Raw genomic sequence first — 24666 nt, forward strand, 5'->3', positions numbered from 1 at the left:
GGGCGTCGTGGACGGCGATCGTCGCCACGATCGGGCGGCGGGCGAGGATCAGCAGGTGCGCGGCTGCCAGCTCACCTTCGTCACGAACATGGGCACATACAGGTCCCCGCCGCCGGGCCGAGCGCAGATCGCGCCGGAAAGCTGCGTCCCGAGGTAGTTGTAGGACCAGGTGATCTCGGCGTTGCGGGAGGTGCGGTTGTAGAAGTTGAAGGCCGGGACGTTGCCGGACCACTCGGTAGTGGTCACCAGAGACGGAGTCGCGGTCGGACCCTCTGCCGGGTGATCCCAGTTGGGCCAGATGCAGAACGTGCCCTGCGGACAGTTCCCGGGTAGCCAGGCTTCGTTTGATGCTTGGGAGCTTGCCGCCGAGGCGGCGGGCGCGGTGGCCAGCACGCCGGCGACGGACGCGGCGAGGGCGAGGGATTTCAGCAGCACAGTTCACCTACTCAAATAGACATCCATGGATGGATGCCAAAAGGCTACCGGTGGAAATTTGAAGGGTCAAGCACTTGGTGTGATCTACTAGCCTCGATGGCTGTGGGTGAGAATCGACAGGTGGAAGATCTCTTGAGATTCCTTCACCACCGGTACGAGGCCGACTGCCACGCGGGAGCCATCAGCGGTTGAGGTAGGCGGTCAGGCCGCCGAGTTCCTCGCTGGCGATGAACACCGACCGCACGTTGAGGATGGCCTCCTCGACGTGGTCAGGGCAGCCCCACGCCGCGTCGCCCCACGAATCGGCGATCTTGACCTCGGCCGGCGCGGTGCATCCGGCGGCGCCGCCGAGCTGGCAGTACTCGGGGTGCGGCGTGGCGGCCTGCGCGGCCGCAGCGGCACGCATCTGGGTGGCGAGTTCCGCGGCGGCGGCGGCGCGCTGCTCAGCCTCGGCGCGCAGTTCCCGCTCCACGCCCAGCACCTTGGCCAGCTCGTCATTGGCCGACTTGGCGCGTGCCTCGGCGGCGAGTTTCGCTTCCTCGATGTGGTGGCGTTCGATGGCCAGGGCTGCGGTGCCGGCGAAGAGGCGGGTGAGGGCGAGGTCGGTGTCCTGCGGGATGCGCGGGGTGCGGTGATACATCGCGAAGGTGCCCAACAGGCCGCCGTCACGAGCCAGGATCGGCGTGGACCAGCAGGCCGCCAATCCAGCCTGGTCGGCCAGGTCCCGGAAGTCGTCCCAGAACGGATCGGTGGCGATGTCGGTGACGATGACTGGTTCCCGCCGGTGGGCGGCGGTGCCGCACGAGCCGACACCTTCGCCGGTCGCGATGCCGTCGATGGCCTGGTTGTAGAAGTCGGGCAGGCTCGGCGCGGCGCCGTGGCGCAGGTGCCGGGCGTCGGGATCGGCGAGCAGGACGGAGACGAGCACCTCCTGCGGTGCGAGGTTCTCGATACAGCGGGCCATCCCGTCGAGCACCTCCGCCAGGGGTGCCTGACGGGCGATCTGCTCCAGCAGGGCACGGTGTTCGGCCATCAGCCGTTGGGCATGCTTGACCTGCGTGGTCTCCACGCCGAGCACACGGATCCCGGTCACGTTGCCGTCGGCGTCCCGACGCGGCTCGTAGGTGAAGTCGAAGAATGCCTCCCGCGCCTGCGGGCCGCTGCCCAGCACGACCCGGACGTCACGGCCGGTGTGGGGCTCACCCGTGCGGAAGACCTGGTCCAGGAGCGCGATGAATCCCTGACCGGCCAGTTCGGGCATCAGCTCGGCGATCGCCACCCCGACCCTGGCACGCCCTTCGCCGATGGTGGCGAAGAACGCCGGGTTCGCCGTCTCCACCAGGTGCGATGGCCCCGCCAGAGACGCGAAGACGGCGATGGACTGCCCGAACAACGCCCGCAGGTCCTCCTCCGCTGCTTGCTCGGCCACCGCCGAACCCGCAGCAGCAGTAGACCGTTGGCCTGGTACTGCGGTCATGGTGTGGGCTCGCCTCTCGTCTGCGGATACGGGCAACGACCGACGGTGCCACCCGTCGGTGCGGGTGGCCGCGGTGCGGCGGGAGTTGGTTGAGGCCACCGCCGGTGCAGCGTACCCATGTGCCCGACATTCAGGTCCTACCCACCAACCAGGCACCGCAACCCGACGCCCTAACGGTTATGAGCGCCAGCGATCCCAGTCCGGCCAGCGGTGTTCGTCAGCCCAGCTGATGGGTGTGCTCTGTCGGGGCGGGCTGCGGTTGCTGTTGCCAGGGATCACCGGAGGCACCGGCGGCGAGGTGCTTTTCGTAGCTGGCCACTTTGACGTTGATGAGGTCGAGGCAGTCGTGCAGCTGCGTGAGCTGATCGGTGATGTAGCGCTGGTGTTCGCGGAGCAACTTGAGCCGCTCGGCTTCGTTGCCGCTGCCCTCGCGAACGAGCTGGGCCAGGCGGCTGATCGTGGTGAGTGGCATCCCGGAGGCACGGAACTTCACGCAGTTCGCCAGCCACTCGACGTCCCAGGCGCTGTAGACGCGCCTGCCGGACCCGTCGCGCCGCACCTCGCTGGCTAACAAGCCCTCACGCTCGTAGAGCCGTAGGGTGTGCACGCTCAACCCGGTGCGCTGCGCCACCTGCCCGATGCTCAGGCCGCCGTCCGCCATGGCGTCGACGGTAGTCATTGACCTAGACCTCGGTCTAGCACCTAGCGTCCGCGGCATGACCAGCGACACGACCCACACCAGGTTCGGTGCCCACAGTACGGCCGGAGACGTCCTCGCCGGGATCGACCTCACCGGAAAGACCGCCCTCGTCACGGGCGGCTACTCCGGCCTCGGTCTCGCCACGACCCGCGCGCTCACCCGAGCTGGGGCTCGGGTGGTCGTCCCAGCTTTCCGGCCGGACGCAGCCCAGCAGGCACTCGCCGAAGTACCCGGGGTCGAGGTCGACCAGCTCGATCTCGCCGACCCTGCCTCCGTCCGCGCCTTCGCCGTACGGTTCCTCCGCAGCCATCCCGCCCTCGACATCCTGATCGCGAGCGCCGGCATCATGGCCTGCCCGGAAACCCGAGTCGGACCCGGCTGGGAAGGGCACTTCGCGACCAACCACCTCGGCCACTACGCGCTGACGAACCTGCTGTGGCCCGCGCTCACCGCCCCCGACACGGCTCGTGTCGTCTCGGTGGCCTCCGGTCGCAACCCGACGTGGCGTATCCGATGGGACGACGTGCAGTTCGAGCGCGGGTACGACAAGTGGGAGGCATACACCCAGTCGAAGCTCGCGAACATCCTGTTCGCCCGCCACCTCGACCTGCTCGGCAGGCCGCACCGCGTCCGCGCCTTCTCCGTCAACCCCGGCTGGATCCTCACTCCCCTGCAACGGCACCTCGCAGTCGAGGAGATGGTCGCCGCCGGCTGGATCGACGCCGACGGCACTCCCGCGCCGGGACTGTTCAAGACCGTCGAGCAAGGCTCAGCGACCCAGGTCTGGGCCGCCACGTCACCCCACCTCGACGCGAACGGCGGCGACTACTGCGTGGACTGCCACATCACCGACGACAGCCCGCTGGACAGCAGCGAGGCAGCCCGCCTCTGGGCGCTGTCGGCGGAGCTGACCGGCCTCGATCTCATCGGGCGAGCCTGAACGGTGTCGCTGCCACCAACCTCAACCCTGAAGCGCCGCAGTCAGCAGTTCGCCCCCGCCTGAGCCAGACGCGGCCCCGCCGCACCATGAATCGCGGTGCTGCGGGTTTCGGAAGTCAGATCAGGGCTGCGGCGAGGGCGCGGAACGCGTCGGCGGGGAACGTCGTGTCGTCGCCGCCGTTGAGCACCTGGATCGCCACCTCGTCCGCGCCGGCCTGGTAGTGCCTCTCCAACCCGGCCACCACCTTCTCGACGCTGCCCCACGGGATCAGGGCGTCGACGAGGCGGTCACTGCCGCCGCCGGCGAAGTCCTCGTCGGTCCAGCCGAATCGCCGCAGGTTGTTGGTGTAGTTCGGCAGTGCGAGGTACCCGCTCGTGTACTGGCGGGCGGTGGCGCGCGCGGTGGTGACATCTGCGTCGAGGACCACCGCGACCTCGGGGGCGAGCAGCCGGTCGGGTCCGATTGCCGCCCGGGCTTCGGCAGTGTGCTCGGCAGGGACGAAGTACGGGTGCGCCCCGGTTGAGCGGTCGCGGGAGAGTTCGAGCATCCGCGGGCCCAGTGCCGCCAGGATGCGCCGCTCGGGTGGAAGCCCGGCCGCGTCGAGGCCGTCGAGGTACTGCACCATTCGTGAGTACGGCTTGCGATAGTCGGTGCCGCCGCTTTCCACCACCACCGCGTGGCTGGCGCCGAGACCGAGCAGGAACCGGCCGGGATGGGTCTGCTCCGCGTCCTCGGCGAACGCCGCCGCCTCGGGTGGCGACGAGTGCCAGATGCTCAGGATTCCGGTCGCGACCCCGATGCGCGTGGTCCCGTCCAGGATCTCCCGGAAGCGGGGGGCGACGTTCTCGCCGAAACCACCGGAGAACCAGATTCGTGAGTAGCCCAGGTCCTCCAACTCTGTCGCGGCGTCGATGGCCGCGCCCTGACTCTCGCTAGCAAGGAAGAATGGTTGCCATACGCTGACGAGTCGTTGTGCCATACCGCAACCCTACGACCGATCGGCCGCTGACCGCGTCAGCTTGCGCTCCCCAAGCCCGACGTGAACAAGCCGCCGGCAGAGTCGGTGGTGCCAGAACCGAACCGATCCACGGTAGCCTCGCGGCGTGGTTTCAACCTGGTCGATGACTCTGCGGCTCAGCCTGATGTGGATATCGACTGTGCTCCTGCTTGTGCTGTTTGCGCACGGACTGCGTGTCGAGTACCTGCCGATCGAGGCGCTCACCGGCAGCGTCTGGGCGGCGCTCCTCGGCACGGGGGCAATCCTGTCGAGCAGGTTGGCCAGGTGGGGGCACGGCAAGAGTGCCATTGTGCTGCTGTGCGTGGCGGCCCTGGTTGCCTGCGATGTGGCGGTCGTCGTCGATAGTGCGTTGATCTACGACGTGGCCGGTTATTGGACGCTCAACGGTGGTGTCGGCCTGCCGTACTCATACGCGCCGTTGTGGTATCCGGCCTCGCTGCTGCCGTGGTTCGATGTCTTCGGCATCGACCAGACGGCCATCACAGCGGGCGATGTCGAGTGGCAGGCGGAGCACGTCGCTCCTGTGGCCGTGGTGTTGACCATCGCGTCGGCCCTCTTCATCGCCGTCGTGGCGAGGGCGCTGTTCGGGGGTTGGCAGGCCAGCCCGCAGCGTCGGCTGGTACGCACCGATCCCTAATTCAGGGCGTCAGGCCGGCCTGGATCGCCAGGATGGCGGCCCGTACGCGATCGCGGCTGCCGGTCTTGGCCAGCACGTTGGTCACGTGGGTCTTGACGGTGCTCATGGACAGGTAGAGACGTTCGGCGATCTCGTTGTTGTTGAGTCCGGCGCCGATCAGGGCGAGCACGTCGGTCTCCCGAGCGGTCAGCTGGTAGGCCGCCAACTCCACGCGGGTGGCCGGGCCGGTCGCACGGACCCGGTCGAGTACGGCGCCGGTGACCTCGGCGGAGAGGACCGCCTCGCCGGCCGCGACGGTGCGCACCGCGGCGATCAGGTCACGGGCGCTGGAACGCTTGAGCAGGAACCCGCGCGCGCCGGCGGCGATGGCGTCCAGGACGTAGGCGTCGTCGTCGAAGGTGGTGACGACGATGACGGCCGGGGCGTGCGGGATCGTGGCCAGCTCGCGGGTGGCTTGCAGGCCGTCGAGCACCGGCATGCGGATGTCGACGAGGGCGACGTCGATGCGGGAGTCTCGACGTACGGCGTCGAGGAACTGCCGGCCGTCCGCCGCCTCGGCCGCGACCTGGATGTCGGGTTGGGACCGCAGGATCAGGCTGAAGCCGTCCCGGACCAGCTCCTGGTCGTCGGCGATCGCGACGCGGATCACGTGTTCACCACCGGCAGGTTGACCTGTACCACGGTGCCGCCGCCGGGGCGCTGGCCCAGCTCCCAGCTGCCGCCGCGCGCGGAAACGCGTTCCCCGATGCCGAGCAGGCCCGAGCCGCTCGTGGGTACGCGGGGCGGCCCGATGCCGTCGTCGCTGATCCGCAGGCGGACGTGGTCGCCGACGCGGACCAGTTCGACCCAGGCCGACGTGGCTTTCGCGTGGCGGGCGATGTTGGTGAGGGCCTCCTGGGCGATGCGGTAGGCGGTCAATACTCCGATCTCGTCCAGGCCCGGCTCGGGGTCCAGCTGGACCCGCACCGTCACGCCCTGCTGGCGCAGCGGCTGGGCGAGCAGCTCGTCGATGTCGGACAGGCGCGGCGGCGCGCTCACCGCGATCGACGCGTCCGGATCGCGCAGGTGTACGACGAGCGTGTCCAGCTCGCTCAGTGCGGTGCGGCCACTGCCCGCGATCGCCCGCAGGGCCGCCCCCGGGTCGTCACTGAGCTGGCCCGCCTCGGCCTGCACCACCATCGCGGTGACGTGGTGGCCGACCACGTCATGCAGCTCGCGGGCCAGGTTGGTGCGCTGTTCGAGCCAGGCGGCCTGGCCGCGCAGGTCGTCTGTCTCCCGGGTCAGGGCGTGGCCGCGTGACCACGATCGCAACAGGATCGCCAGGAGATAGCCGGCCGTCACGAAGAAGAATGGCTGCTCGTACAGACCTCGCCCGTTGTACAGCGCGGTGGTGAGGGCGCCGGCCGCGCCGACCAAGCCACCCACCCACCCCAGCCACGGGTGTCGGGCCGGGTCCTCGCAGACCGAGACGAACACCAGGCCGGCGGCCGCGAGGCCCAACTGCACCGACTCGCCGGTGCTCACGATCGCCACGAACCCAGCGCAGACCGCGAAGACCAGGGTTCGGTAGCGGGGGCGCAGCGCCGTGGCCCCGAGACCGACCGGCAGCACCAGCCACGCCCAGCCCGACGGCACGGACACGCCGTCCTCGACGGTGGTGACCACCGCGGCGATGATCAGAACCACCGCAGCGTACGCGAGCCGTCGCACTCGCTCGGGGTCGCGCAACCGTTCGCGGATTCCAGTCGTCACCCGCACAGTCTCCGCGACCAGCCGGAAGACCGGCCAGTACCCAGGTACCGGATCGGCCGGCACCCCGGTACCGCCCTCGGAACCAGATCGGCACCCCGGCACGTTCCGCGAAAACGCCAGCCGGACGACTCTGCAGAGGTGACTCTCGTCGACTCCCGCGCTGCAATCACCGTCGGCCCGCTTCGTACGGTTCCCAACTACATCACCGCCGTTCGCACGGTAGCCGCTGTCACCGTCGGTATCGTGGCCCTCGCCTCCGGGTCGGTGGCATTGATGGCGGTATCGTACGGTATCTACTGGATCGGCGACGTGCTCGACGGCTGGGCCGCCCGCCGGCTCGGACAGGAGACCCGGGGCGGGGCCGTCTTCGACATCGTGAGCGACCGCGCGTGCACCGCCGTGCTCTGCGTGGGCCTGGTCTCCCTCGTGCCGGACGTCGCGGTCGTGGCTCTGGTCTTCCTGCTCTCGTTCCTGGTGCTGGACACCATGCTGTCGCTGGCGTTCCTGTGCTGGACGGTGCTGAGCCCCAACTACTTCCACCTGATCGACCGGCGGGTGTGGGCGTTGAACTGGTCGCCAGCGGCCAAGGTCGCCAACACCGCCGGCGTCATCGGCGCCATCGCGTTCGGGCAGTACCTGCTCGCGCTGGGCGTCGCCGTCGCCGTCGTCGCGGTCAAGCTGTGGTCGGTCACAGCGGTGGTCCGGCTGCTCGAACGGGACGGACGGGCATGAGCAGCCTCGCCGAGGCCGTGGTGGCGCTCGGCTACGGTGTCGCCTCGGCGCTCGTCCCGATCGTCAACGCCGAGGCCTACGCCGTGGTTGCCGGGCAACGCGGCGGCCACGCTCTCGTCGCCGTGGTCGCCCTGGCGCTCGGGCAGACCGCCGGCAAGCTGCTGTTGTTCGAGTCGGCGCGTCGCGGGTCGGGACGACTGGCCCACAAGGTCGCGAAGCGGGGAAAGTCAGGTCGGGCGGCGACTCGGGCCGCCCGGTGGACCGAACCGATCCGGCGCTGGCTCTCCCGCCGCCGCACCGCCCTACCGACAGTGCTGGCCTCGGCCGCGGTCGGGGTTCCACCGCTGGCCGTCGTGAGCCTCGCCGCCGGCACCGGGGGCCTTCGACGCTGGGAGTTCGCCGTCGCGTGCCTTTCCGGGCGGGTGATCCGTTTCGCCCTGCTCGTCCTGCCAGCGGTGCTGGCCTGACCCCGGCGTCAGAGGAGCCGACCGTCGTGGGCGAGCAGGGCGATCTGGGTGCGGTTGTCGAGATCCAGCTTGGTCAGGATGTGCGAGACGTGGGCCTTCACCGTCGTCACGCTCATCAGCAGCTCGCTGGCGATCTCGGCATTGGAGCGACCCTGCGCGATGGCCAGCACCACGTCGCGTTCCCGGGGTGTGAGCACTGCCAGCCGCTCGTGCGCCTGCTCGTAGGACTCGGCCCCCGACGCGACCCGCTGCATGAGGCGGCGCGTCACGCCCGGAGACAGCATCGGGTTGCCGGCCGCCACCGAGCGAACCGCCTGACTGATCTGCTCGGGCGGGGTGTCCTTGAGCAGGAAGCCGCTCGCGCCGGCTCGGAGGGCCCGCACCACGTGCTCGTCGGTGTCGAACGTGGTGAGCACGATGATCTCGGGTGGCCGGTGGCGGCGGCGCAGGCGCTCGGTGGCGGTGATGCCGTTGACGCCGGGCATCCTGATGTCCATCAGCACCACGTCGGGCAGGTGCCGGTCCACCGCCGTGATCGCCGCGGCGCCGTCGGCGGCCTCGCCCACCACGACGATCCCGTCGGCGCCGTCGAGCATCAGCGTGAGCATTCCCCGGACGAGGGGATCGTCGTCGACGATGACGACCCGGATCGGACCCGTCACGTCGGCCACGGCAGCCACGCGGTGAGGTGGAACCGGCCCGCGGCGTCGACGTGGTGGGCGACCCGACCGCCGGTGAGCGCAGCCCGTTCGGCGAGGCCGATCAGGCCGGTACCGGCGCTGTCGGTGGCACCGCTGTCGGGCGTGATCGGGTTGCTCACCGCGATGCTCAGGCCGGAGCCGGGCGCGCCGCCGAGCACCAGCCGGACCGGCTGACCAGCGGCGTGCTTGCGGGCGTTGGTCAGTGCCTCCTGTGCGATCCGGTACGCGGTGCGGCCGACCGTCGGGGGGATCTCGGCCGGCGGGCCGAGCGGGTCGTCGACCTCGATCTGCTGCCCGGCGGCCCGCGCCTCGTCGACCAGGCGCGGCAGGTCGGCGAGGGTCTGCCCGGGTGGTGTGTCGGTCGGCGACTCGGTGTCGTCGCTGCGTAGCAGGGTGATGACCTCGCGCAGCTCGTCGAGGGCGTGGTGTGCGCTGGCCCGGATCACCCCGGCCGCGGCGCTGAGCCGCTCGGGCGGCGCGTCCGGCCGGTACTCCATCGCGCCGGCGGCCGCCGCCAGCAGGGAGAGCCGATGGGCCAGCACGTCGTGCATCTCCCGCGCGATCCGGCTGCGCTCCGCCGCCCGCGCCTCGCCGACCCGTCGTTCCTGCTCCTGCTCGGCGCGCCGGGCCCGGTCCCGCAGTGCCGCCAGCAGGGCGTTGCGGGCCTGCGCCCAGGTGCCCCAGCCGAGCAGGGCCGCGTAGGCGATCGTCATCAGCACCAGCCGCCACCCGTACGGCAGGCTGGGCACCGGCCGCCAGAGCGCCTGCACCGCCTCGCCCGCCACGCCGACCGCCGCCACCACCGCCGCCTGCCGAAACGGTCGGTTGCGGGCGATGAACAGCACCGCGAAGCTGGCCACCGGCGTGGCCACCGGAGACAGCGCGACGAGCAGGCCGGCCAGCACGCCACCGATCAACGGTCGGCGGAGGACCACCGGAACGAGGGCCAGGGCGGCCACCGCCAGCGCGACGTCGACGCCGACCAGGCCGGCCGAGCTGGACCGGGTGGCGGACCACAGCATGGTCGCGACGAGGACGCCGACCGCCACGGTCGTCACGACCACCGGGACGGAACACCACGCCCGCGGCGGCTTGACCTCGCACGTCGCCGCATCCACACCGCGCACGCTACTGGGCTGGCGGCGGGCCGGACCACCTCCTTTGGTAGTACCCCAGCCGCCAGCGGACGTACCCGCTGCGGCTTCTGGACCGACGCGTCCGACCCGGCCCGGTCCACAGACTCAGACCATGACGAACAACCTTCTCCTGGGACGGGCCGCTGTGGCGGCCGGCGCGATCGTGGTGGCGGTGGTCGAGTTCGCGCTTCTGCACTCGGCGGCCGGTGTCGACCTGGCGGTCAGGTCCGCAAACTCGACCCGGCAGATCACGGTGACCGCGGTCATCGTGGCCGCAGCGGTCGCGGCACTGGCCGGCTGGGCGCTGATCGCGGTGCTGGAACGCCGCACCAACCGCTCTCGCGTCTGGTGGACCTCGATCGCGGGCGCCGTCCTGCTGCTGTCGCTCGTGGTCGGGCCACCGAGTGGCGTCGGCGGGGGAGCGAAGGCCACCCTCGCGCTGCTGCACCTGAGCGTCGGCGTCATCCTCATCCTCGGCCTGCCCCGGCCTCGTCCGGAAGGGGCGAACCGATGACCACGCTGACCGTACGCAAACAGGACGGGGCCTTCGTCCTCGACTCCGGGGCGCGCGCCTCGCTGCGTACCGGCTGGACCTGGCGGTGCGGCGAGATCCGCACCAGCACCGGCCGCTGGACTGTCGCACCGACCGACCGCCGACGCATCGGGTTCGCCTCCCAGGGCGAGCACGGCGTGCCGGTACGGCTCGACCCGCGCCGGTCGCACGTGCCGGGGCCCGGCGGGACGGCCCGTTGGGCGCCCGGTCGCTGCGGCGGTGAGCTGGTACGCGACGGGCACCGCCTCGCGGTACGCCTCCCCGGCCGACGCGGCGGGCCGATCCGCGTCGACGTCACCGGCGAGTGGGCCGAGCTGGAGCTGGTGGTGCTCACCGCCTGTTTCGCGCTGATGAGTCAGCGGCGGCGACGCACCCTGATCGTGATGGCGGTCGTCAGCGCGGGGAGTGGGTGACCGCCCGCCGCCAGGTGGTCCCGCGTCGCTCTAACTCCTCGGCGTCACGCCGGGCGCGTACCGGAAGATTTTCCGACCGCAGGCGAGTCGGACCGGCGCGTAGCCGGGGGACTGGTTGGTGCAGACGCGACGACACGGCCGCGACGCGCGTCCACCGCGAGCAGCGTGAGGGCGGCCAGCGCCAGCAGCCCGCCGGCGAGCGCCAGCGGGCGTGCCCCCAAGGTGGGCAGGAGGGCGCCGCCGAGCAGTGATCCACCGGCGATGCCGGCGTTGAAGGCGGTGCTGACCCCGGCCGACGCGATGTCGGTGCTGCCCGGGGCCAGTTGCAGCATCCGGTTCTGCACGGCGGAGCCGAACGCCGCGTACGCGAGGCCGATCCCGGCGAGAAGCGCGACCACGCCCGGCTTGAGCGCGCCGAGCGCGTAGAGCCCGAGCAGCGAGGCCGTGCCGATGGCCAGCGGCGTCAGCAGCGAAGCGATCGGTCGGGTGTCCAGGGTCCGGGCCGCGACCAGGGTGCCGACGACGCCTGCCGCGCCGGAGACGAACAGCAGCGGCGCCAGCACCGCGTCGGCGAAGCCGCTGACGTCGAGCAGGAACGGTGTCACGTAGGTCTGCAGCGTCATGAAGCCGCCGATGCCGAGGGCGGTGGCGATCAGCAGGACGGCGAAGCGCCGGCCGTCCGGTGCGGTGCCCCGGGCGGCGCCGCCGGCGGCCGGGGGATAGGAGGGGAGAAGGAGCAGCACCGCGGCGGCGATCGCCACACCGATCCCGGCCAGCACCGCGAACGCCGCGCGCCAGCCGGCTTGCTGCCCGAGCCAGGTGCCGAGGGGTACGCCGAGCACCGGGGCGAGCGTCGCCCCGGTCGCGAACAGCGCCACCGCCCGACCGCGCACCGCGACCGGGAACGGCCCGATCACTGTCGCCGTGGCGACGGACCAGAACAGCGCCTGGGCGAGGGCGGTCACCAGGCGGGAGCCGGCCAGCACGGCGTACGTCGGCGCGAGCGCCGCGGCGGCGTTCGCGGCGGCGAACAGGAGCATCGTGACGCCGAGCAGGTGCCGGCGGGGGACGCGCTGAGTCAGTCGGGTCAGCGGCACGGACGCCAGCACCACCACCACGGCGTACCCACTGACCAGCAGACCCACCTGTGAGCGGGACCGGTCCAGATCGGGTGCCATGCGGGTCAGCAGACCGACGGGCAGCAGCTCGGTCGTGATGAACGCGAACGCGGCGAGGGAGAGCGTGACCAGCACGGCCCTGGCCCTTCGCGGCGACACCTCCGGTGCCATGGCCCACCCCCCATTCCAGTGGGTCACCGTAATCGAGGGCCCGACCCCCGCTCCGCGCGCGGGTCTCTGCTGCCGTCGAACCGGTCGGCTGGCCGGGCCGGTCGCGGCGGTCGGCGACCGGCCCTGTGGTCAGGATCGCGTGCGGAACGGGGCCAGGACGGCGCGGATCTGATCGGCCGCACCCCAGTCGTCGTCGAACTGGGCCAGCACGGCGAGGTGTTGTCGCAGCTGGATGACCGGCATTCGGGCCTCCCAGCCGGCGTCGAGCGAGGTCAGCTCGGCGTAGACCTCGAACATCCGTCGCGCCTCCGGCGGGGGCGAGGTGGACCACACGTGCGCGAGGTCGACCTCGGCCCACACGTACGACACGGCCGGGTCGATCAGCGCCGGCTCTCCGTCCGCGGTGGCCAGGACGTTCTGTGCCCACAGGTCGCCGTGCGTCAGACACGCCGGACGCTCCGGCAGCAGGTCGGGCAGGCGGTCGCAGAGCCGTTCCAGCGCCGAACGGTCCTGGGCGTCGAGCGCCGCCTCGACGCGGGGCTCGTCGAGCCAACGCAGCAGCCGGTGCTCTGCGAAGAAGGCGAAGCCGTCGTCGTTCCACGTGTTGACCTGGCGGCGACGGCCCAGCCAGTTGTCGTGGTGCCAGCCGAAACGGGGATGGGTCGTATTCAGGTGCAGGCGGGCGAGCAGGTGTGCGAACTGTTCCCAGAAGGCCTCGCTGCGCGGCCTCTCGCTCAACACCGACAACACCAGGACGTCCCGATCCGCCAGGATCACCTCGGGTGTTGCCACACCGCCCAGCTCGCGCAGGGCGGCCAGCCCTTCGGCCTCGGCGGCGAAGACGTCGCCGGCCGGCGGGTCGGCGAATGCCTTGACGAACACCGGCGGGGCATCCCGGCGGCTGGCGATGCCCGCGAGAGCCGCGAGCCCGCCGGTCACCGGCTGCACCGCGACGACGTCGCGCATACCGGCCAGGTGCAGACGCTCCAGCAGGGTCACGGGGGGACACTCCTCAGGTCCGGCGTACGGGGTCGTCCGATCCTATGTGGCTGGTCACGATGCGCCCTGGCGGTAGCGGGGGTGTTGGACACTGCGGGGCATGGGTCACGTGTCGGTGGATCAGCAGCAGCTGGAGCGGACCGTCCGGGAGTTCGGCGCTCGGTGGACCAGAGACGCCGCCGACATCGAGACCTACCTGGCCGCACAGGTCTCCGACGCCAGCCATCGTGAGGTCGTCGGCCCGCTGCGTGCCGCCAGTGGAGCCAGTGGTGTTGTCCGGGTGGGCGGTCGGGAGGTCGCAGCCTGGGGCGACCCGGACGTCCCGGAGATGGCGTTCAGCGTCACCAAGTCGGTCGTGTCGGTGGTGGCCGGCCTGGCCTTCGACGACGGGCTGTTGGTGCCGGACCAGCCGGTGCACCAGGTCGTCGACGTTCCCGAGTTCCGGGGGCCGCACAACGAGCAGATCACCTGGCGTCATCTGCTGCAGCAGTCGAGCCAGTGGGAGGGCGAGCTGTGGGGCAAGCCGACGAGCGTCGACGCGCAGAGTTTCCGCGAGCGGACCGAGGTGCACGGCACACCCCCGGGCCAGGGGTGGGCGTACAACGACGTGCGGATGAACCTGCTCGCGTATGCCCTGACGCTGCTGTTTCGCAGATCGTTGCCGGAGGTGCTGCGGGAGCGGGTCATGGACCCGCTGGGTGCCTCCGACCGGTGGTCGTGGCACGGGTACCGGACGAGCGTCGTCGACCTCGACGGACGCCCGGTCGAGGTGGTCTCCGGTGGCGCGCACTGGGGCGGGGGCCTGATCGTCCCGGCCCGGGACCTGGCCCTGATCGGGCAGCTCTTGCTGGACCGGGGAACCCATGCCGGGACCCGGCTGCTCAGCGCCGAGTGGGTCGACCAGTCCTGGGCTCCGTGTCCGGTCAAACGGGAGTACGGCTATCTGTGGTGGCTGAACGATGAGCAGGTGCCGTGGCCCGGAGCCCCGGCGACCGGCCGCAGCGCCCGGGGCAACGGCGGACGACACCTGCTGTGGGTCGACCCGGCCCGGGAACTCGTCCTCGCCTCCCACTGGACCGAAGAACCGCTCGATCTGATCCGGGAGGCCTCTCGTACCGTCACGAGCCCCACCGGTTGACGGGTCTTGATCCACCGGTGGGCGCGGTCGAGAATCGACGTCGTGGATTTGCCTCAGGACTGGGTTTCGCTGCTGGGCGAGCTCGACCGGCAGGTGTCGTCCGGGCTGCGCTCACCGGACACGGCGGCGTTGCCCGAGCTGATGAGCAGCTATGACGTGCCGGGAGTCAGCATCTCCGTCGGCCACGTGAGCGGGCAGGTGTGGGCGGCAGGGTTCGGCGTCATGGCGGCCGGGACGTCGAGTCCGGTGACCGCGAGCACCGCCTTCGCGGCCTGTTCGATCAGTAAGCATGTCGCGGCGTTCGGCGCACTGCGACTGGTCCAGGCCGGTGTTCTGGACCTCGACGCCGACATCGGCGAGTACCTCACCACGTGGCACCTGCCCGGCCGTGACGACCAGCAGGGAATCACGGTACGACAGCTGCTGGCGCACACCGCCGGGCTGTCCGACACCTGGTACCGCGGCTACGCCGCAGATCGCGCCCCGTCGCTGTTGCAGGTCCTGGAAGGCGGCGGCGCGACGACGACCGCACCGGTTCGGCCGACCCTGTTGCCGGGTAGCCGCTTCCGGTATTCGGGCAGCCACTACTCGGTGCTCCAGCAGCTGATGGTGGACGCGACCGGAACCCCGTTCGAGGACCTCCTGCGTACTCTGGTGCTGGAACCGCTGGCTATGGCCGACAGCAGCTTCGACCAGCAGTTTCCGCACCAGCGACCGGATCAGGTGGCGCATGGTCACCACGGCGGCGGCACCAGGATTCCTGGCGGCTGGCGAACGCAACCGGAGCAGGCCGCGGCCGGGCTGTGGAGCACCCCGACCGACCTGCTCCGGCTCGACCTCGAAATCGCCCGAGCCGTCTCGGGAGGTTCGAAGCTGCTCGACCGGGACCTGGCCACCCAGATGTGGACGCCGCAGATTTCTGGCGGCACCTACGGCCTCGGTACCGAACTCGACGACCGCGCCGAGCGTCGGCGTTTCGGACACACCGGGTTGAACGTCGGCTATACCTGCTTCTCCTACGTGTGGCCGGAGAGCGGCACCGCGGTCGCGGCGATGACCAACTCCGAGGATGGCTGGGAGCTGCTGGTCAGCATCCGCGCCGCCGCAGACCGTCGCTACGCCACCACCAGAATCACCGCCGCGCCGCCTGCCGATGTGACGGGCCGCTACGTGCTGCGGGACGACTACCCGATCGACATCGCGCTCGCCGACGGCCAGCTGACCTTCGCCGCCGCGACCCAGCAACCGGTTGTCCTCCTGACGGACCCGGACGGTCACTACCGACACCCGGACCTCGATCTGGAGATCCGGTTCGTCCGGACCGACGACCAGCCGTACGTCCTCGAACTGCGCCAGGAAGGGGTCACGCAGACCGCGAGGCCAGCAACCCAGCAACCGGAGTAGCCAAGTCTGTCAGGGTCGGTTGTGGACGAACCAGGCGTCACCGGCCGGTAGGGCGACGGCGACCTCCCATCGGCTCAGTTCGAGGTTCGGAGCGAGCGCCTTGAGCTGACCGGCGGCATCCCACGCCTCGTCGCCCGGCGTCGGGCGACGACCCACCTGAAACTGGAGCATGGTGCCCCACGATGCGACCAGGCGGGCGTCCCACCGGTGTCGCCACTGCTCCAGCACCTCGCCGAGCCTCTGCTGATCCTCCAAGTCGAGCGCACCGTAGAAGTCCACCCAGTACGCCGAGCCGCGGACGTCGTTGGTGGGCAGCAACATGAGCAGAACGCTGTCCGGCGTATACCAGTAGTCGGTCTGCGTCACGAGCCGCACGTTGCCGAGCACCTGGGCGTGCAGGTCGGCGTCGGCGAGCAGCCGGTCGTACAGCACCCGCTCCAGCACCGGCAGTGGTGCCGGCAGCACCACATCCGGCACCAGGTCGTTCAGGTCGACGCGGGTCGTGCCACGCGTGTAGAACTCGATCTCGTCCTCGTCGACCTGTTGGTCCTCGCTGTAGTGGCGGTAGGTCAGCCAGGGTTCGGAAGACGCCGCGGCCTCGACGAACGTGCGCAGCTCCGACTCCGACGGACCCTGTTCGGGCTCGGACCGGATCGTCAGTGCGTCGTCGAAGTCGTCGGTGACCATGACGGGCCGGCGTCCGATGACCGGCACCAGCGCCTCAGCGGCCTGCCAGACCTCGTGCAGACGGTCGGGGTCGAGGTCGGCGACGAGGATGGTGCCCGACGGGCCGTGCCCGATCGGCAGGCCGGCCAGTGGTGTGCCCAGGAAAGCCGCTTCGATCTGGTTCAGGTCGTCTCGCACGTCCGCAGCTTTCCCGCTCACCCGAAGTGGTCGGCCAGCTTCGTCAGCTTGCTGACGTACGCCGGCCAGTCGTAGTCGTCGGGGATGTTGCTGTTGTTCCGCCCGAGGCCGACCGTCGTGTCGTGTTGTTCGCGCATGATGTCGGCGTGCCCGGCGTGCCGGGCGAGATCGCAGGCCACGTGGATGATGATCCGCTGCAGCGTCACGTCCTGCCGACCTGGCAGCCACCACGGCACCTGCCCCGGCGCGTCGAGCGGTAGCTGGTCGATCGTCTGGTCGGCGAACGCGCCGACCCGGCGATACAGGTCGATCAGCCCGTCCTTCGTCTCGTCCTCACGGGCGTACCAGTCTGCCTGCGGGTCCTCGTCGAATGCCGTCAGGGGGACCAGCTCGTCGGGCGTCGGGAATTCGCGACCGAAGGTGGGCCCGAAGTAGCCGGCTTCGACATTGAGGCAATGCTTGACCAAGCCCAGCAGGTTGTTGCCAGTCGCCGTGCGGGGCAGCCGGACCTCCCGTTCGCTGAGCCCGTCGAGCTTCCAGATGAGGTCTTCGCGGTTCCCCCGGAGGTAGTCGTGCAGCGCGGCCTTCGCATCGCTCAGATCAGACATGCGCGCCAGTCTTCCCTATCCGCCGGGCCCTCGGCGGGCCGGTGCCGGGCATCAGACTGCCGCGCCCGGATGCCCTGCGGCTTGTCAGGTGGGGCGGGGCAAGGCGCCTTCCGGGGCGGGTGGAGGCACTATCGTTCTGGCGTGCACATCCGTTTTGACGTCCCCGCCGATCCCGCCTACCCGAGCCGGGTGGCCGCCGCGCTCGGCAACGTCCGGCTACGCAGATTCGGCTACATCGGAGCGGTTCTGACGGCGGTCGGGGTCATCGGTCTCGTTGTCTCGCGGGGGGGCGGGTGGGGCGAGCGGAGTTCGCCGCTGTGGACCGCACTGGTCGTGGCCGGCGTGCTGTCGATGCTGTACCGGCCGTGGGTGCTGGCGCGCGCCCGACGCCGTTCCGGTAGCTACGCCGTCGACGGCGCCTACGACATCACCGAAGACAACATCATGATGCGCAGCGGCTCGGAGTCCGGCGGCATCGCCTGGGACGGGGTCGCCCAGGTGCGGGACGCCGGAGATTTCTGGGTCGTGTACGTCGGCCGAATGCCGGCGACCGTGATCCCCCGCTGGCTGATGTCCGCCGAGGATGCCGAGACGTTGCGCGCCCACATGACCGAACGAGGGCTGCTGCCCAGTCGCTGAACTCGGCTGCCGCAGGCCGTCGGGGGATCGGACTACCGCCTCCGAGTCGGTCGCGAGGCACCGAGGAGCACCTCGTACTGGCAGAGAGCATCGTTGGTGCCGGTGTGCCGGAAGCCGGCCTTTTCGAGGGTCCGCCGGGAGGCGACGTTGTCGCCGGTGGTCTCGGCGACGACGCAGGACAGTCCGTGTGCGGTCGCGAGGTCGAGCAGGGCGGCGAGCGCCTCCGCCGCGTAGCCGTTTCCCCGGGCTGACGGGGCGAGGCCGTAACCGACCTCGATGCGTCCGTTCTCCGGCCAACCCTTGAAACCGATTCCACCGATGGCCTTTCCGCCGGCGGTGCGGGTGATCCGGTAGTGCCCGAGCGGACGCCGATCGCCGTAGGCGGCGGTGGCGGCGAGAAAGCCCCGCACGCCGAGGACGTCGCCGTCGAAAGGGAAGTCCTCGGCCCAGTCGTCCCCGGCCCCGGCACGCCGCCCGACGATGCGTTCACCCTCTGCGGTGTCGATGGGGTGCAGGCGCAGTCGCGGCGTACGAAGTTCGGTCACGGGCAACAGAGAAGCAGCCCTCAGAAAACAGCACAAGCCGATTTACGCGCCGGCACAGGCCCGCTTCGCGGAATCGAACCTCCGTGTCCGCATCCCCGCCCCTGATCGTCTGCGGCTACCTATCCTCGACTGGGATGCACCAATCCGAGTAATGGCCGTCGGCCCGACGGCTCACAGGAGGCCGTCATGAGCACCAAGGATCGACCTGAGGGGATCAGCCCCACAGCGGTGGAGTCAGCACCAGGGCTGTGGCGGATCGATCTGCAACGGCACGACCTGAGCATCCCCGGGCGAGAGGTCATTCAGACTCGGGTGGAGTTCACTCCGGATTCGCCACCGTTCAAGCATTTTCACCCCGGCGAGGAAATCATCTGCGTTCTGCAGGGAACGCTCGAATATCGGCTGGAGGGGCAGCCGCCCATGGTGTGCAATCCCGGCGACGCGCTCACCGTCCCTTACGGTGTGCACCACCAGGCCCGCAACGTTGGCGACGGCATCGCTGTCGAACTGGCCACGTACGTCGTCGAGAAGGGGAAACCACTCCTCATCAAGGTGGAGTGAGATCTCCACGGCCGGCCGTTGATCACCGCCGACGGGGCTGAAGCGGCGGCCGGGTCCGTTCACGCGATTGGCTCCTCGGGCAAGAGGCACACCATGACGAATGAACGGGTCAGGTCTGTCGGTGGCTACACCATGCGGATTCTGGGCGTCGTCTTCATCGTCGGCGGGGCGTTCCTGCTCAAGCGCTCGGGCGCAGCGGGCCAGCGCGTCACCCCTACCGCCTAGCGCCAGGACCAGGGGTACGGAAACAGCGGCGGCGGCACGAACCCTAAAGTGAACGGATGTCAGTCAAGCAGGTGCAAGTGACTTTCGACTGCGCCGAGCCTGTGCGCGTCGGTCGTTTCTGGTGTGAGATGTTGGGGTACGTCCCGCCGCCACCCCCGGAGGGGTGCGCCACCTGGGACGACGTCAGTTCCGAGCAGGGTTCGTGGTTCGCGTGCAGTGACCCTTCGGGGGTGGGTCCGCGGCTGTACTTCCAGCGGGTGCCCGAGGGCAAGGTCGTCAAGAACCGGGTACACCTCGACGTGCGGGTCGGCACCGGGCTCGTGGGCGAAGAGCGCCTGGCCGCCCTTGAGGCCGAATGCGCGCGGCTGGTCCCGCTCGGCGCGGTACGCGGGCAGTTGTTGCTCGCCGACGGCGAGAACGAGTCGTGCCTCAACATGCAGGACGTCGAGGGCAACGAGTTCTGTCTCGACTAGTGCTGCCTGCCGCGCGTCTCCTGAGTGCGGCCGAGGCTGATGGGGGCCGGGCGAGCGTCGCCCGGCCCCCATCATTCGAGCTCGCTCAGCCCAGGTACTTCTCCCACGGGCCGGTGATGGCCAGCGTGAGGCCCGGGTCCTGCATGTTGACGAAGAGCACCTTGCCGTCCGCGCTGAAGGTCGGCCCGCAGAACTCCGAGTCGTTGAGCTGGTTGCGGGCGATCGCGTAGGTGGGCCCGCCCGGGATCGTGCTGAGCACGTGCGAGGCGCCCGAGCCGTCCTCGGCGAGCACGAGGCTTCCCCACGGGGTGACGGTCACGTTGTCCGGGCCGTCGAAGGTGAGGTCGGTGTACTTGACCGGCGCACCCTCCTCGGAGGCGGTCTGGTGCGGGAAGTACGTCACCAGCTGGATGGTCTGGTTCCGGTAGTTGTAGAACCAGACCATTCCGTCGTGCGGCGCCGCGTCCGCCGGCAGGTCACCCTCGTCCCAGGCGTACGAGTTGACCACGTACACGCCCTCGTCGGTGGCCCACACGCCCTCGAACTTGCGTCCGCGGGTGACCTGGCCGTCGGCGAACTGCTCGCGTACCGACCTGGTGCGCGCGTCGCGGTCCGGCACCTCGATCCAGCGGACCGGGAAGGGGCGGCCCAGCTGGGCGGAGGTCAGGTAGGCGACGTCCGGCAGCACCGAACCGTCATCCATGATGATCTGCATCGCGGCGAGGACGCCGGCGTTCGGTGCGAGGCGGGTGAGCACGCCCGGGCCCAGCTTGACGCCGTGTGGCGCCGTCCAGCGGTAGAAGAGGCCGTTGGGCTCGTCGGCGTCCTCCGAGAGGTAGATCCGGGTGCGGTCCTTGTCGACGGCCAGGGCCTCGTGGGAGTAGCGGCCCAGGCACTTGATCGGCTTCGGGTCGGCGCTGCCGTCGGCCCACACCTCGAAGACGTAGCCGTGGTCCTTCTGGTAGACGCCGGACCGGTCGCCCTCTTCCCACTTGTCGCCGGCCCGGTCCTCGGTCTCCTCGCAGGTGAGCCAGGTGCCCCAGGGGGTCGGTCCGCCGGCGCAGTTGGAGATGGTCCCGGAGAGCGCCACGAACTCACCCAGGTTGCGGCCCGAGAGGTCGGTCTTGATCACGGTGCAACCGCCGGCGTCAACGGCGCCCGCGTCGTAGACCGTTCCCTTGACGTGCGGCACGCCGAACTCGGCGCCCGGGTCGATCTCGTGGTTCTGGATCAGGGTGTACCGGCCGTGGCCGGCGTCGTAGACGGCCATGCCGTCGTGGTCCGACGGGGTGGTGCCCTGGCCGCGGTCGAGACGGGTGACGCCGGTCCGGGTGATCACGGTGTAGCTGAAGCCCTTGGGCAGGGCCAGGATTCCCTTGGGGTCGTCCACGAGCGGCGGGAAGGGCACGTTACCGGGCTTCACCGGCGGGTGCGGCCGGGCCGGGCTGGCCTGGGCCAGGGACGGCAGGCCGCCCGCGACGGCAAGGCCGACGCCGGCGGCGGCGCCACTGGCGAGGAAGGTACGACGAGAGGAAGGCACGTGGATCAACTCCTGGTCAAGACGTAGTGCGACGACTGGCAGCCAACTCCTTCGGGCGGACAGCGACACGTCACCCGTGGGAGCGGGCGGTGACATCGGAGTGAAGAGTCAGGGTCGCGCACGCGTCGCCGAGCCGGTCGGCTTGACCTTGACGCTGCGTCAACCCTCCATGCTGCTGCCATGAGCAATTCGCACCCAACAGCTCAGGCCGAGCAACCCGCGATCCACGTGCACGGCCTGGAGAAGTCGTTCAAGCAGCTGAAGGTGCTGCGCGGCGTCGACATCGACGTCGCGCGGGGCAGCATCTTCGCCCTGCTCGGCTCCAACGGTGCCGGCAAGACCACGGTGGTGAGGATCCTGGCCACGCTCCTCAGGGCCGACGGCGGGACGGCCCGGGTCGCCGGCTTCGACGTGGCGACCCAGGCCGCCGACGTACGGCAGTCGATCAGTCTCACCGGGCAGTTCGCGGCGGTCGACGAGATCCTCACCGGGCGGGAGAATCTGGTCCTGGTCGCCCGGCTGCGGCACCTCAGGGAGCCTGGTGCGATCGCGGACGACCTGCTGAGGCGCTTCTCGCTGACCGAGGCGGGCGCTCGGAGGGTGCGGACGTACTCCGGCGGCATGCGTCGCCGTCTCGACATCGCGATGAGCCTGATCGGGGACCCGCCGGTCATCTTCCTCGACGAGCCGACGACCGGGCTGGACCCGGAGGCGCGCATCGAGGTGTGGCAGGCGATCAGGGAACTCGCCCGTGGCGGCACGACGGTGCTGCTCACCACCCAGTACCTCGACGAGGCCGAACAACTCGCCGACCGGATCGCGATCCTCCATGAGGGACGGATCATCGTGAACGGCACCCTCGACGAGCTCAAGCAGCTCCTGCCACCCGCCGAGATCGAGTACGTCGAGAAGCAGCCAACCCTCGAGGACGTCTTCCTCACCCTCGTTGGCGCCAAGACCGAGAAGGAACAACGATGAACAAGCATTTCCTCGGCGACACCACAGTTCTGCTGGGACGCTCACTGCGCCACATCGCCCGCAGCCCGGACACCATCATCACGACCGCCGTCATGCCGATCGCCTTCATGCTGCTGTTCGTCTACGTCTTCGGCGGCGCGATCGAGACCGGCTCCGACTCGTACGTGAACTATCTGCTCCCCGGCATCCTGCTCATCACGATCGCCTCGGGCATCTCGTACACCGCCTTCCGGCTCTTCCTGGACATGCAGGGCGGCATCTTCGAACGGTTCCAGTCCATGCCGATCGCACGATCCTCGGTGCTCTGGGCGCATGTGCTGACCTCGCTGGTCGCCAACCTGGTCTCGTTGGTCGTCGTCGTCCTCGTCGCCCTGCTCATGGGCTTCCGCACCGGCACGAGCGTGCTGGGGTGGCTCGCCGTCGCTGGCATCCTGGTGCTGTTCACCCTGGCGCTGACCTGGATCGCCATCATCCCCGGCCTCACCGCTCAGTCCGTGGACGGCGCGAGCGCCTTCTCGTACCCCCTGGTCTTCCTGCCGTTCGTCAGCTCGGCTTTCGTGCCCACCGCGTCGATGCCCGGCCCGGTGCGCGCCTTCGCCGAACACCAGCCGGTGACCGCCATCGTCAACGCGATCCGAGACCTCTTCGCGCAGGAGCCGGTCGGATCGGGCATCTGGACCGCCCTCGCCTGGTGCGTCGGCATCCTCGTGGTGGCCTACCTCTTCGCCAACCTGACCTACCGCCGCAAGATCTCCTGAGCTGGATTCGAGTGGGGCCGAGCGACGTGAGGGGCAGGATCAGGGCATGCTGACGATCAGCCAACTCGCGGCGTACGCCGGCGTCACCGTGCGGGCGGTGCGGCACTACCACCAGATCGGCCTGCTGCCGGAGCCTGAGCGGGACGCCTCGGGCTACCGGCGGTACAGCGCGGGGGCGGTGGTGTCCCTCGTCAGGATCCGGATTCTCGCCAACGCCGGCGTGCCGCTGTCCCAGATCGGTCAGATGCTGGAGGCCGACGCGTCGACCTTCGCGGCGGCGGTCGAGGAGATTGACAGGCAACTGGGCGACGAGATCGCACGACTGGAGGCCAGCCGGAGGCAGATCGCGCAACTCGCCGCCGGGGATCGGCTGGCGCTCGCACCAGAGGTGATCACCTACCTCGATCGGCTCCGGGACATCGGCGTCTCCGAGCGGGTGGTGGCGGGTGAGCGGGACAGCTGGATCCTGATGTCGGCTCGCTGGCCCGATCGCGTCCGCGAATGGATGCCCGGCAAGACCGCGCAGCTCGACGACCCGCAGCTCATTCGGCTCTACCGGATCCTGTCGGAGATCTTCGAGAGCGACACCGGCGACGACGCGCTTCTGGTGGAGGCCGCCGACATTCTGGCCAGCCTCGCCGAGCAGGCATACCGCTCTGGCGAGATCGACCTCGGTGAGGTGGCGCAGGACGATCTACCGTTCGACCTGCTGGACGCGCTGGCCGTCGAGGCGGACCCGCGGGTGCAGCGACTACTGAATTTGATGCGCGAGCGTGGCTGGGATGGTCTGGCCCGGCTGGAGCGGCTGGCAGAGCCGCCCACCTGATCGACTGTCAGCTCTGTTGGTAGTTGACCGCGGCGCTCAGCGTCCCGCTGCCGGGGCCGGCTGAGGTCGGCGATCCGCGGAGGTGTCGGGTGTGTCGCGCCACCAGTGGCGGGACGCCAGCGCCGCCAGCCCGGCGCCGACGGCGTTGAGCAGGACGTCGTCCACCGACGACACCCGGTCCAGCCGCAGGACGTACTGCGCGGTCTCGACCAGGACCGAGCAGCCGGCCGCGAGGACCAGAATCCGCGGCACCGATGCCAGCGCCGGGAACCGCAGCGGGGCGAAGAACCCCAGGGCCGCGAAGACCAGCAGGTTGCCGACGACCTGGACCGTCGCCGTCAGCGGCCCTCCGTCAGAGAAGATCGTGAGCAGGTCACGCAGCGGCACCACTGTCACCCGACCGGAGACGGCGCCGGCCTGGTCACCCGGCAACATGATCATCCACACCCACGGCACGGTGCCGTAGACGATGCCGACGTCGGCCAGCGACGTCCGCCACGCCGACGTGGTGCCGGCGGCACGTCGGCGGCGTGCCAGGGCCCATACCGCCAGCGCGGCCAGCGGCAGGACGACCACCGTGATGAGGACGACGCCGTTGAACGTACCGAGCCAGCCGTGCCAACCCTTGACCATGCGACCCCCGCTGTTCGCCGAGCCCCGAAACCTACAGGGCCCGGGTCGCGGGCGATCGCCCGTTCGTGACACCCGCACCCACTCGCTCGCCGGGCGGCCACCGGAGCGGGCGCTCGGGGCGATCGTGCTGATCGCCGCCCCGTTCATCGGTGCTGGCGGCTGGGCCGGTGACCGCCGGTCATCCAGGTCAGGGCGGATGCGGTTTTGAGCGGTATACCTCAGAGG

The 24666-nt window shown here is 70.2% G+C and carries 30 protein-coding genes; 15 read left to right on the forward strand and 15 right to left on the reverse strand.

Annotation, left to right across the window (positions count from 1 at the left end; genetic code table 11):
• Window positions 1-48: 48 nt before the first annotated feature.
• The 3 genes from MED15_RS23675 to MED15_RS23685 all read right to left on the reverse strand — a co-directional run bounded on the left by MED15_RS23675 (window position 49) and on the right by MED15_RS23685 (window position 2591).
• A complete protein-coding gene (locus MED15_RS23675) occupies window positions 49-435 on the reverse strand; it encodes a hypothetical protein (protein WP_112585172.1) in 387 nt (128 codons plus the stop codon).
• A gap of 181 nt (window positions 436-616) precedes the next feature.
• Entirely contained in the window at window positions 617-1864 is a 1248-nt protein-coding gene (locus MED15_RS23680) for a GAF domain-containing protein (protein WP_244220554.1), read from the reverse strand.
• A 265-nt stretch (window positions 1865-2129) separates the two neighbouring features.
• Window positions 2130-2591: a MerR family transcriptional regulator gene (locus MED15_RS23685; protein WP_244220555.1), complete on the reverse strand. Its 462-nt coding sequence runs from the start codon at window positions 2589-2591 to the stop codon at window positions 2130-2132.
• Between the two features lie 37 nt (window positions 2592-2628).
• On the opposite strand from MED15_RS23685, the gene MED15_RS23690 reads away from it, so the two are divergent.
• Window positions 2629-3552, forward strand: coding sequence for an oxidoreductase (locus tag MED15_RS23690; RefSeq protein WP_112736971.1), 924 nt, complete (start codon window positions 2629-2631; stop codon window positions 3550-3552).
• A 115-nt stretch (window positions 3553-3667) separates the two neighbouring features.
• Here the strand turns inward: MED15_RS23690 and MED15_RS23695 are convergent, their stop codons facing one another.
• Window positions 3668-4531, reverse strand: coding sequence for a TIGR03620 family F420-dependent LLM class oxidoreductase (locus MED15_RS23695; RefSeq protein WP_112736973.1), 864 nt, complete (start codon window positions 4529-4531; stop codon window positions 3668-3670).
• Window positions 4532-4655: 124 nt separating this feature from the next.
• On the opposite strand from MED15_RS23695, the gene MED15_RS23700 reads away from it, so the two are divergent.
• Complete coding sequence (locus MED15_RS23700; protein ID WP_112698283.1) at window positions 4656-5207, forward strand: hypothetical protein; 552 nt, start codon at window positions 4656-4658, stop codon at window positions 5205-5207.
• 1 nt (window position 5208) lies between these two features.
• Here the strand turns inward: MED15_RS23700 and MED15_RS23705 are convergent, their stop codons facing one another.
• On the reverse strand, window positions 5209-5856 hold the full coding sequence (locus tag MED15_RS23705) for a response regulator transcription factor (RefSeq protein ID WP_112585182.1): 648 nt from the start codon (window positions 5854-5856) through the stop codon (window positions 5209-5211).
• Complete coding sequence (locus MED15_RS33605) at window positions 5853-6959, reverse strand: sensor histidine kinase (RefSeq protein WP_167457712.1); 1107 nt, start codon at window positions 6957-6959, stop codon at window positions 5853-5855. Before MED15_RS33605 ends, MED15_RS23705 begins: the two co-directional genes overlap by 4 nt.
• A 138-nt stretch (window positions 6960-7097) precedes the next feature.
• Here MED15_RS33605 and MED15_RS23715 point away from each other — a divergent pair, with 138 nt between their 5' ends.
• Window positions 7098-7691, forward strand: coding sequence for a CDP-alcohol phosphatidyltransferase family protein (locus MED15_RS23715; protein ID WP_112737015.1), 594 nt, complete (start codon window positions 7098-7100; stop codon window positions 7689-7691).
• The gene (locus MED15_RS23720) at window positions 7688-8158 is read left to right on the forward strand and encodes a hypothetical protein (protein ID WP_112601612.1); all 471 of its coding nucleotides are present in this window, start codon (window positions 7688-7690) and stop codon (window positions 8156-8158) included. The genes MED15_RS23715 and MED15_RS23720 overlap by 4 nt, the downstream gene beginning before the upstream one ends.
• A gap of 8 nt (window positions 8159-8166) precedes the next feature.
• On the opposite strand, the gene MED15_RS23725 is transcribed toward MED15_RS23720, so the two are convergent.
• A complete protein-coding gene (locus tag MED15_RS23725) occupies window positions 8167-8829 on the reverse strand; it encodes a response regulator (protein WP_112601714.1) in 663 nt (220 codons plus the stop codon).
• Window positions 8817-9917: a sensor histidine kinase gene (locus tag MED15_RS23730; protein WP_244220556.1), complete on the reverse strand. Its 1101-nt coding sequence runs from the start codon at window positions 9915-9917 to the stop codon at window positions 8817-8819. Before MED15_RS23730 ends, MED15_RS23725 begins: the two co-directional genes overlap by 13 nt.
• Before the next feature lie 190 nt (window positions 9918-10107).
• Between MED15_RS23730 and MED15_RS34335 the strand changes: the two genes are divergently transcribed.
• Window positions 10108-10509 (forward strand): DUF6069 family protein, encoded by a 402-nt coding sequence (locus MED15_RS34335; protein ID WP_112585188.1) that lies wholly within the window; start codon window positions 10108-10110, stop codon window positions 10507-10509.
• Complete coding sequence (locus tag MED15_RS23740; protein ID WP_112585190.1) at window positions 10506-10961, forward strand: hypothetical protein; 456 nt, start codon at window positions 10506-10508, stop codon at window positions 10959-10961. Before MED15_RS34335 ends, MED15_RS23740 begins: the two co-directional genes overlap by 4 nt.
• Before the next feature lie 44 nt (window positions 10962-11005).
• Here the strand turns inward: MED15_RS23740 and MED15_RS23745 are convergent, their stop codons facing one another.
• Window positions 11006-12250 carry an MFS transporter gene (locus MED15_RS23745; RefSeq protein WP_112736979.1) on the reverse strand — a complete coding sequence of 415 codons (1245 nt, stop codon included), beginning with the start codon at window positions 12248-12250 and terminating at the stop codon, window positions 11006-11008.
• 129 nt (window positions 12251-12379) lie between these two features.
• On the reverse strand, window positions 12380-13249 hold the full coding sequence (locus MED15_RS23750) for a fructosamine kinase family protein (RefSeq protein ID WP_244220557.1): 870 nt from the start codon (window positions 13247-13249) through the stop codon (window positions 12380-12382).
• 100 nt (window positions 13250-13349) lie between these two features.
• Here MED15_RS23750 and MED15_RS23755 point away from each other — a divergent pair, with 100 nt between their 5' ends.
• Both MED15_RS23755 and MED15_RS23760 read left to right on the forward strand, forming a co-directional pair.
• A complete protein-coding gene (locus tag MED15_RS23755) occupies window positions 13350-14387 on the forward strand; it encodes a serine hydrolase domain-containing protein (RefSeq protein WP_112736981.1) in 1038 nt (345 codons plus the stop codon).
• Window positions 14388-14429: 42 nt separating this feature from the next.
• Window positions 14430-15791 (forward strand): serine hydrolase domain-containing protein, encoded by a 1362-nt coding sequence (locus MED15_RS23760; RefSeq protein WP_112736983.1) that lies wholly within the window; start codon window positions 14430-14432, stop codon window positions 15789-15791.
• A 9-nt stretch (window positions 15792-15800) separates the two neighbouring features.
• On the opposite strand, the gene MED15_RS23765 is transcribed toward MED15_RS23760, so the two are convergent.
• Together MED15_RS23765 and MED15_RS23770 are read right to left on the reverse strand one after the other, a co-directional pair.
• Window positions 15801-16655 carry a DUF4253 domain-containing protein gene (locus tag MED15_RS23765; protein WP_112736985.1) on the reverse strand — a complete coding sequence of 285 codons (855 nt, stop codon included), beginning with the start codon at window positions 16653-16655 and terminating at the stop codon, window positions 15801-15803.
• A 17-nt stretch (window positions 16656-16672) separates the two neighbouring features.
• Window positions 16673-17263 (reverse strand): DinB family protein, encoded by a 591-nt coding sequence (locus MED15_RS23770; RefSeq protein ID WP_112585198.1) that lies wholly within the window; start codon window positions 17261-17263, stop codon window positions 16673-16675.
• A gap of 141 nt (window positions 17264-17404) precedes the next feature.
• Here MED15_RS23770 and MED15_RS23775 point away from each other — a divergent pair, with 141 nt between their 5' ends.
• Window positions 17405-17902, forward strand: a complete 498-nt coding sequence (locus MED15_RS23775; protein WP_112733263.1) for a YcxB family protein — start codon at window positions 17405-17407, stop codon at window positions 17900-17902.
• A 32-nt stretch (window positions 17903-17934) separates the two neighbouring features.
• Here the strand turns inward: MED15_RS23775 and MED15_RS23780 are convergent, their stop codons facing one another.
• Entirely contained in the window at window positions 17935-18447 is a 513-nt protein-coding gene (locus MED15_RS23780) for a GNAT family N-acetyltransferase (RefSeq protein ID WP_167457713.1), read from the reverse strand.
• Between the two features lie 186 nt (window positions 18448-18633).
• Here MED15_RS23780 and MED15_RS23785 point away from each other — a divergent pair, with 186 nt between their 5' ends.
• The 3 genes from MED15_RS23785 (at window position 18634) to MED15_RS23795 (ending at window position 19706) form a co-directional block, all read left to right on the forward strand.
• Window positions 18634-19008 (forward strand): cupin domain-containing protein, encoded by a 375-nt coding sequence (locus MED15_RS23785; RefSeq protein ID WP_112585204.1) that lies wholly within the window; start codon window positions 18634-18636, stop codon window positions 19006-19008.
• Window positions 19009-19101: 93 nt separating this feature from the next.
• Window positions 19102-19233, forward strand: a complete 132-nt coding sequence (locus MED15_RS34565) for a hypothetical protein (protein WP_258397674.1) — start codon at window positions 19102-19104, stop codon at window positions 19231-19233.
• A gap of 56 nt (window positions 19234-19289) precedes the next feature.
• On the forward strand, window positions 19290-19706 hold the full coding sequence (locus MED15_RS23795) for a VOC family protein (RefSeq protein ID WP_112736991.1): 417 nt from the start codon (window positions 19290-19292) through the stop codon (window positions 19704-19706).
• An 85-nt stretch (window positions 19707-19791) separates the two neighbouring features.
• On the opposite strand, the gene MED15_RS23800 is transcribed toward MED15_RS23795, so the two are convergent.
• A complete protein-coding gene (locus MED15_RS23800) occupies window positions 19792-21246 on the reverse strand; it encodes an alkaline phosphatase PhoX (protein ID WP_112601620.1) in 1455 nt (484 codons plus the stop codon).
• Between the two features lie 180 nt (window positions 21247-21426).
• On the opposite strand from MED15_RS23800, the gene MED15_RS23805 reads away from it, so the two are divergent.
• The 3 genes from MED15_RS23805 to MED15_RS23815 are packed head-to-tail and all read left to right on the forward strand — an operon-like array spanning window position 21427 to window position 23808.
• Entirely contained in the window at window positions 21427-22224 is a 798-nt protein-coding gene (locus tag MED15_RS23805; RefSeq protein ID WP_112736993.1) for an ABC transporter ATP-binding protein, read from the forward strand.
• Window positions 22221-22982 (forward strand): ABC transporter permease, encoded by a 762-nt coding sequence (locus MED15_RS23810; protein ID WP_112585214.1) that lies wholly within the window; start codon window positions 22221-22223, stop codon window positions 22980-22982. The genes MED15_RS23805 and MED15_RS23810 overlap by 4 nt, the downstream gene beginning before the upstream one ends.
• A gap of 46 nt (window positions 22983-23028) precedes the next feature.
• On the forward strand, window positions 23029-23808 hold the full coding sequence (locus tag MED15_RS23815) for a MerR family transcriptional regulator (RefSeq protein ID WP_112601622.1): 780 nt from the start codon (window positions 23029-23031) through the stop codon (window positions 23806-23808).
• Between the two features lie 36 nt (window positions 23809-23844).
• Here the strand turns inward: MED15_RS23815 and MED15_RS23820 are convergent, their stop codons facing one another.
• Window positions 23845-24441, reverse strand: coding sequence for a VanZ family protein (locus tag MED15_RS23820; RefSeq protein WP_112698270.1), 597 nt, complete (start codon window positions 24439-24441; stop codon window positions 23845-23847).
• Window positions 24442-24666 lie beyond the last annotated feature (225 nt).

Origin of the sequence: Micromonospora noduli, assembly GCF_003264475.1 — a bacterium.
GTDB classification, from domain to species: Bacteria; Actinomycetota; Actinomycetes; order Mycobacteriales; family Micromonosporaceae; genus Micromonospora; species Micromonospora noduli.